Annotated in this window: 3 protein-coding genes; all 3 read right to left on the reverse strand. The window is 36.7% G+C overall.

Annotated elements, in window-relative coordinates; genetic code table 11:
• Positions 1-71: 71 nt before the first annotated feature.
• Positions 72-1,553, reverse strand: coding sequence for a DUF1254 domain-containing protein (locus tag DCO46_RS13195; RefSeq protein WP_116752983.1), 1,482 nt, complete (start codon positions 1,551-1,553; stop codon positions 72-74).
• A gap of 285 nt (positions 1,554-1,838) precedes the next feature.
• The gene (locus DCO46_RS13200; RefSeq protein WP_116752984.1) at positions 1,839-3,263 is read right to left on the reverse strand and encodes a SusD/RagB family nutrient-binding outer membrane lipoprotein; all 1,425 of its coding nucleotides are present in this window, start codon (positions 3,261-3,263) and stop codon (positions 1,839-1,841) included.
• A 12-nt stretch (positions 3,264-3,275) separates the two neighbouring features.
• Positions 3,276-6,473 (reverse strand): SusC/RagA family TonB-linked outer membrane protein, encoded by a 3,198-nt coding sequence (locus tag DCO46_RS13205; RefSeq protein ID WP_116752985.1) that lies wholly within the window; start codon positions 6,471-6,473, stop codon positions 3,276-3,278.
• Positions 6,474-6,944 lie beyond the last annotated feature (471 nt).

The following is a 6,944-nucleotide window of genomic DNA, read 5'->3' on the forward strand; positions in this document are numbered from 1 at the left end:
CCAGCACGGATAAGCAACAGAAAAATAGTAAAAGTTTAAATAGTATTTTCATAGCTGTATGGGTTAAATAGTTACTTAACTTCTTCAAAATCGCCAGGTTTCCAGCTTCCGTTAAAAGCTGCAGTTTCCGGGCCATAAATTCTGAAATAGGCGAACCAGCCTACATTTGGTATGGTTTTAATCCATTGTCCTTCTTTGCCTGCGGGAGCTTTTGGTCCAAAATACAAGTCGATTGTTTTTCCCGCTATTTTATCTTTCAATTCAAATAAAGAGCGTAATGCTGCTTTATTTTGATCCGTATTAACCTGGCTTCTGGTTTTAGCATCATAAATAGTAAGCGACCAGAACAATTTTGCCGGAACAGGTGTCGGAATGGTTAGTTTATAGGTTTTGCCACCGTCTACGTATTTTCCTGTATTATCTTTAAGTCCAAGCCAATACAATGAGCCGGCTCCTTCTTTTCTTCTAAACATTGATGGCGAAGCCCCAATTGCCTGATAAAACCAGGTTTCACGAGCATCAAGATCAACATAATCCGGAGTATTAAAATCCCCGTCTTCAAATCTTAGTCCTACCCATTCCCATTGGCGGTCTTTCCATACAATACGATCGGAACGTCTGTCGGCAAAAGATTGTACTCTCATTTGTGAATTGGCAATTTTTGCTGCCTTTTCAAGTATCGATTTAAGCCTTGAATCCGGTTTAAAAGGCTGCCCCTTCTTTATGCCTAATATTGCAAGTTCACCGTAATAATCCCGATAACCATCATATGCCGGTTCACGTTGTATTACATCGTTTAATTCCTCCCAGTATTTTATATTATTTTCCCAATCAACAGGGGTTGTGTTTTGAGGTTTATTGGTGAGTTCTAGCCATGCAGGTTCTTTCCAGTCTGATGATTTATTTAAAGGATACACTTTTACAGTTGTAATACGCTGCATCGCTGCTTTTACATCGCCGCCTACAGGAAGTGAACGAATTCCGACAATCAAATTATCTGAGGATGATTTCCAAACATGATAACCCGAAGAAGGCGCCGTGCCTTTGTAACCCGGTGGCAGTAACAAATGCTTTCCTCCATTTCCCGCATCCGGTCCCGGTATTCCCATATCTGCTACCCATCGCTGGTTAATATCCATAGCGACAACAATAAGCGGACCTTTGGGCACTTCAATCACCATTGGCCCTTTTGATAAATCGATAGGTATAGGACCATATGGAGTATCTGAATTGAGGGTAAACCCTATTTGTCCGGGTTTAGTATCTAATGTTCCGAAGGAGGTATTAGCTATAACTCCAATAGGGGCATTCCCTTTAAACATCGCCTGCCCCGAAACTGTAGGATAGAAAAATTTATAAGCCTGAATAGCCCTGCTTAAATCGGCATCGTCATAAGCTTTCCTGATTGTCGCTTCAGTTGGATAACCGCCTACAAATTCATAATCTGAAACTGTGTCGGCAGAGTCCGGGGTACTTTTTGTAGCTTCATTTTCTTTTTTACAGCCTGTTATAACCAAAAGCAGAAAAATGATATAAACTGATAATTTTTTCATGTAAATTGATTTAGAGAATTAAACTTCAAAACATTATCAAAGTTATTATCGCCTGTCAATTTTTAAATTATCACGAGCCTTAAATTAGGTTTCATATTATAATTTGAAACAAAGTTTTAATCAATTTAAGTTCTCGTCACTTTAAAAGGCTTTTGTATTAAAGGTATAAAAGCAATGAGTTAGGAAATATGAAACATATAATACAAAAAGCGCCAACTGAAGAACAGTTGGCGCCTTTTTATACTATTTCTATACTTTAGAAAAACTATAGAGAGTACCTAAATATTATTTTACATCAAACCACAGTTTAGTAGTAAGCAGGTCTTTTCCCTGCTCCCCTACAGCGTCAATATAATTGCTGCCATTTAATGACTGCTCTGTACCGGGATAGAAGAAACGAGAAGGTATCTTTCCATCCAAAACTGTAGCCGGTCCGGCTGTTAGTACAGGATAATCAAGTCTTCTCCACTCTGCAAAGGCATCAAGACCTTGTCCGTAAAATGCAATCCATTTTTGTGTACCTATCGATTTGGCAAAATTTGTTGCATCGTATTTCACAGTTGTCTGATTAAGATAATTAGAAATAACTGTTGCATCTGTAATACCAAATTGATTGAATGATGCGGTAATTGCATTTTTATAAAGCTGTTCTGCATCTCCGGAAATATAACCACGGGCTACCGCTTCTGAAAGATTGAATAGTGTTTCAGAATAAGAAGCAAGCACAGCCGGTGACTGAGAAGTCAGGAAGTAAGTACCCGGTTTTGATGTCTTGGCAAAACCCTGACTATTGGCATCGTTATTTGACAATCCATTGGCACCTCCAACATATTTTCCTACGCTTGCATCTGATGGCAATTGAGCATAAACCGGTAAACGAGGATCTGACAGTTCGTATAATTTATCAACCATAGTTTTCGAAATACGATAATCATCACGGGTTTCAAACCAGGCTGATGCCGGATTTTGCTGAGGCGAACTGATATAAGTAAATTTAAAAGTATCATTATTGCTGCTCAACACTCCTGCTGCATCGTTTGTTGCTTCAATTGCAGTTTGTTTGGCCAGAGCAGGTTCTCTGTCTGAAATTCTTAAGGCAATACGCAAACGAAGGGAATTCACCAGTTTTTTCCACTTTAAGATATCTCCTTTATAAACCAAATCACCTGTTACGGCACCGTTTGAAGTACCAAGCAACGACTGGGCTTGTTTCAAATCTTCCAGCAGTCCTGTATAGACTTCCTTTTGAGTATTATATGCCGGAGTTATTTTTTGACCTGCTTCTTTATAAGGAATGCTTCCATAAGCATCTGTCAACAATAAAAATGTCCATGAACGTAACGTTAGTGCAACTCCTTTATAATTTGAATTTGCCTGGTCTGCCGGAAAATTAATAATTGTATTCAAATCTGTAATTAAAGTTGCATATCCTGTATTCCACAAAGTGGTAAAAGACGTATTAGATACATCATATCTGTCCGGTTCAGTATATTGGATTTTAGCCCAATGCTGTACAAATAACAAGGACGAATCAAAGTTATTAGTTGATCCCCAATATAAGTCAGCTCCCTGTTTTAATGATCCTGTCAGCAGGTAAGGTGCCAGTGGTGTTTCAGTTGCATTTGGATTTGAATTAATATTATCCAGAGTATCACTACATGAAGTAAGTGACAATGCAAATAAAGTTATATAGGCTATTTTTTTTAGCATGATTCTGTGTTTTTAAAATTTAAGATTAACATTAAGACTGAAATTTCTGGTAGTTGGCAAAGCTAAACTCTCCAACCCTTGTGCATTTCCAGTATTGAAAGCTGTTTCAGGATCGATATTTGGCGCATCTTTATAAATAAACAACAGGTTACGACCTACCGCTGTAATACTGGCTCCGTCTAATCCCAGCTTTCTCGCAAATTTTTTATTGAAATTGTAAGCAAGTTTTACTTCTCTTAGTTTTACAAAAGTAGAGCTGTAAATATAAGCTTCACTGATATTGTATGACGCTTTATAATATTCCTGAGCACTAAGTACTGAAGTATTCGGAGTTCCATCAGCATACACTCCTTTAAATATCATTCCATCATCATATATTACTGCTCCGGCAGGGACATTTCCACCTGAAACCAGGTTTTTTGTACTTACGCCACCAGCTGTCGTTATATAGTAATTTAATCCGCCATTAGCAGCATCACGTCCCGGAAGAGTCTCAGCCAGTACACCTGTATAAGTTCCTGTTCTGTTAGTTCCCGAAAAGATTTCCCCTCCTACACTGGCATCAACAAGGAATGAAAGTTCAAGGTTTTTATAAGTCAGTGTATTGGTAACACCAGCTAAATAGTCCGGAGTATAATGTCCTAATACTTTCTTTGTTGGATCAGCTTTTGGCAATCCGTTCGCACCAACTACTATATTTCCATTTGCATCTCGTTGATAAGCTGTACCATAAAGTGCTCCGTAGGCTTCTCCTACCGATGCCAATACATCAACACCTCCGGAAGAACCAATCGTATAGTTTTTAATGTTTTCTTCGTAATCAAGAACTTCTACTTTACTTCTATTTGTTGAATAGTTTGCCGCTATGTTCCATTTGAAATTTTCAGTTTGAACAGGAGTTCCGTCCAATTGAATTTCGATACCGCGGTTGTTAACTTTACCTGCATTGATCAGTTGAGAATTATAACCGCTCGCTGCTGTTGTTTTAATTTCAAGAATCTGATCAAAACTATTAGTGTTGTAATAAGCAAAATCAAAATGTAGTCTGTTTTTCCAGAAAGAAGCTTCTAAACCTAATTCGGTAGAGCGCGTTGTTTCAGGTTTCAGATTTTCATTAAGTTTTTTCTTTGAAGAAGTTTGGATAGGATTTCCGTCGAATGCGGTTTGAAAATCATAAACCGTTGACAATTGATACGGATCTGCATCATTACCTACTTCAGACCAGCCACCACGTACCTTTAAAAAATCAAGCGTATTGCTTTTCAGATTCAGGGCTTCAGATAATACTAAACTACCATTAAAGGAAGGATAGAAATAAGAGCGGTTATTGCTTGGTAATGTCGATGACCAGTCATTACGAGCTGTCACGTTCAAATAAGCATAATTTTTGTAACCAAATTGTGCTGAGGCATATGCACTGTATACTCTCAATCTTGATAATGTATTTGATGACGTTAACGGATCTCTCGAATTGGTTAATGTATATAAATCCGGTACAGCCAGACGTGGTGCTTTTTGATAATTGTTTGCATCACTGTGGTTACGAATATTGAATCCGGCAAGAGCATCTACAGTAAAATCATCATTAAGTTTTTTGGTATAAGTAAAAATACCTTCTGTATTTTGTTCGTTTACAGTATAAGCATCTTCAGCATACGATCCAAAAGGAGTTCCATTTGTACCATACTTAATTTCGTATTTTCTACGGTCGTTATAATAGTCAACTCCGGTACGGAATTTAAAATTAAGTCCTTCGGCAAGCTTTGCATCCAGATGCACATCTCCTATTATACGATTACGCTGCTGACTTGTCGTGTTATAATAAGCATTCCAGTACGGATTGCTATAATAGCTGTTATTCCAGTTTACATTTCTGTTATTTCTAAGTTCATTGATATCTACCTGACGTCCGAACCAAAGAAACTGCAGCATCACCCCTGCAGCACGGTTACCAAATGGACCACCTGGTAAAGCTCCGGCATTTGTAGTGATATAATTAGCATTTACACCTACCTTTATACTTTCGGATATCTGATAATTAGTGTTAATCGTAAAGTTTGTTTTATTTACTTCACTGTTAGGTACAATTCCTGTTTGTTTTTGATTATTTACTCCTAAACGAAAATCTGATTTTTCATTTGATTTCGCTACAGAAACACTATTTTCATAAGTAATTCCAGTATTAAAAAAGTCCTTCACATTATTTGGATGAGCCACGAAAGGTACTGCTACACCATTTGAATTAAACTGAGGAATAAGGCGTCCGTCCATTTTAGGACCCCAGCTTTCATCAACTCCGTCATTGATACCGCCACCTTTACCATCTACATAGCTGAATCTTCCGTTTGATCCTTGCCCAAATGTATTTTGAAAACTTGGTAATGTAGCAACCTGAGAGATCGTGATCCCTGAACTAAAGTTTATCCCCAGCCCTTTTTGATTTTTTCCTGTTTTTGTAGTAATAAGAACAACACCATGCGCTGCACGCGACCCGTAAAGGGCGGCTGCATTCGGGCCTTTTAATACCGTTAAAGTTTCAATATCATTTGGATTTAAATCGGCAATCGCATTTTTGAAATCGCGGGAAGCACTTGTACCACCTGCAGAACTAAATTGAGTGTTATCTACCGGAACTCCGTCTACCACAAATAATGGCTGGTTGTTTCCTCCTATAGAGGTTTCACCACGAATAATAATACGTGAAGATCCCATATCACCCTGAGAATTGGTAATACGTACTCCCGCTAATTTACCGGTCATAGCATTTAAGAAATTCGTTTCTTTCGTATCTGATAAATCTTTGTTTTTAAGCGATTGAGTAGTATAACCTAAAGATTTTTTTTCTTTAGTAATACCAAGTGCTGTCACTACTACTTCTGACAATGCATTTTCTTCCTGCGTAATATCAATCACAACAGAGTTTGTATTAACTACCACTTCTGTTTTTTTATATCCCATATAACTTACTATAAGTGTATAAGGAAATTTTTGCCCGGTTTGGAAATAAAACTTTCCATCAAAATCTGTTACTACTCCGTGTGTAGTACCTTTAATATTTATCGAAGCACCGATAACCGGCTCCTTGGTAACAGCATCCACAACTGTTCCTTCGAGTTTTGACTGGATTAACGGTTTGGTTTCTTGAGCTTTAACTCCTATGGAAATCAACAAAATACATAACCAAATATGTCTGTTTAATTTTTTTTTCATTACTTTGTTTTTAGTTTAATAAATAAGGTGAAGCGAAAACAGATTTACTCCATTTTCATTTCCTTATCGAGATGCACAATTTCTTTTTAAGCTACACCATTTCTGTTCCAGCAGGAATGGTTTTTTTTATTTACAAACACATTCGTTTTTTCATTTTTTTTTTTATTTTGGATTATTATAATATGATTCGTCTCTATAAAATTTTGCCTTAGATTAAGGTTCCTTCTTATTAAAAATTTGTGTTGGTCTGAGGTTGGAAGAATTTTAAACTGTTAAAAACTTATCGTATAAATTGCCAGATAGCTCTTTTTTATTCAAATATGAAATGGATTTGAATAGTCTTTATTCCTTTTTGCATTTAATTTATTTTAAATTCTACTAGTTTGATAGAACAAAAGTATATTAAAAATTTCAATCGAAAAACTTTAATTGCTTTTTTTGCAAAAAAAATGTTAAGTAAATTAATTTTAA

It is taken from the genome of Flavobacterium sp. HTF (genome assembly GCF_003105115.1).
GTDB lineage: Bacteria > Bacteroidota > Bacteroidia > Flavobacteriales > Flavobacteriaceae > Flavobacterium.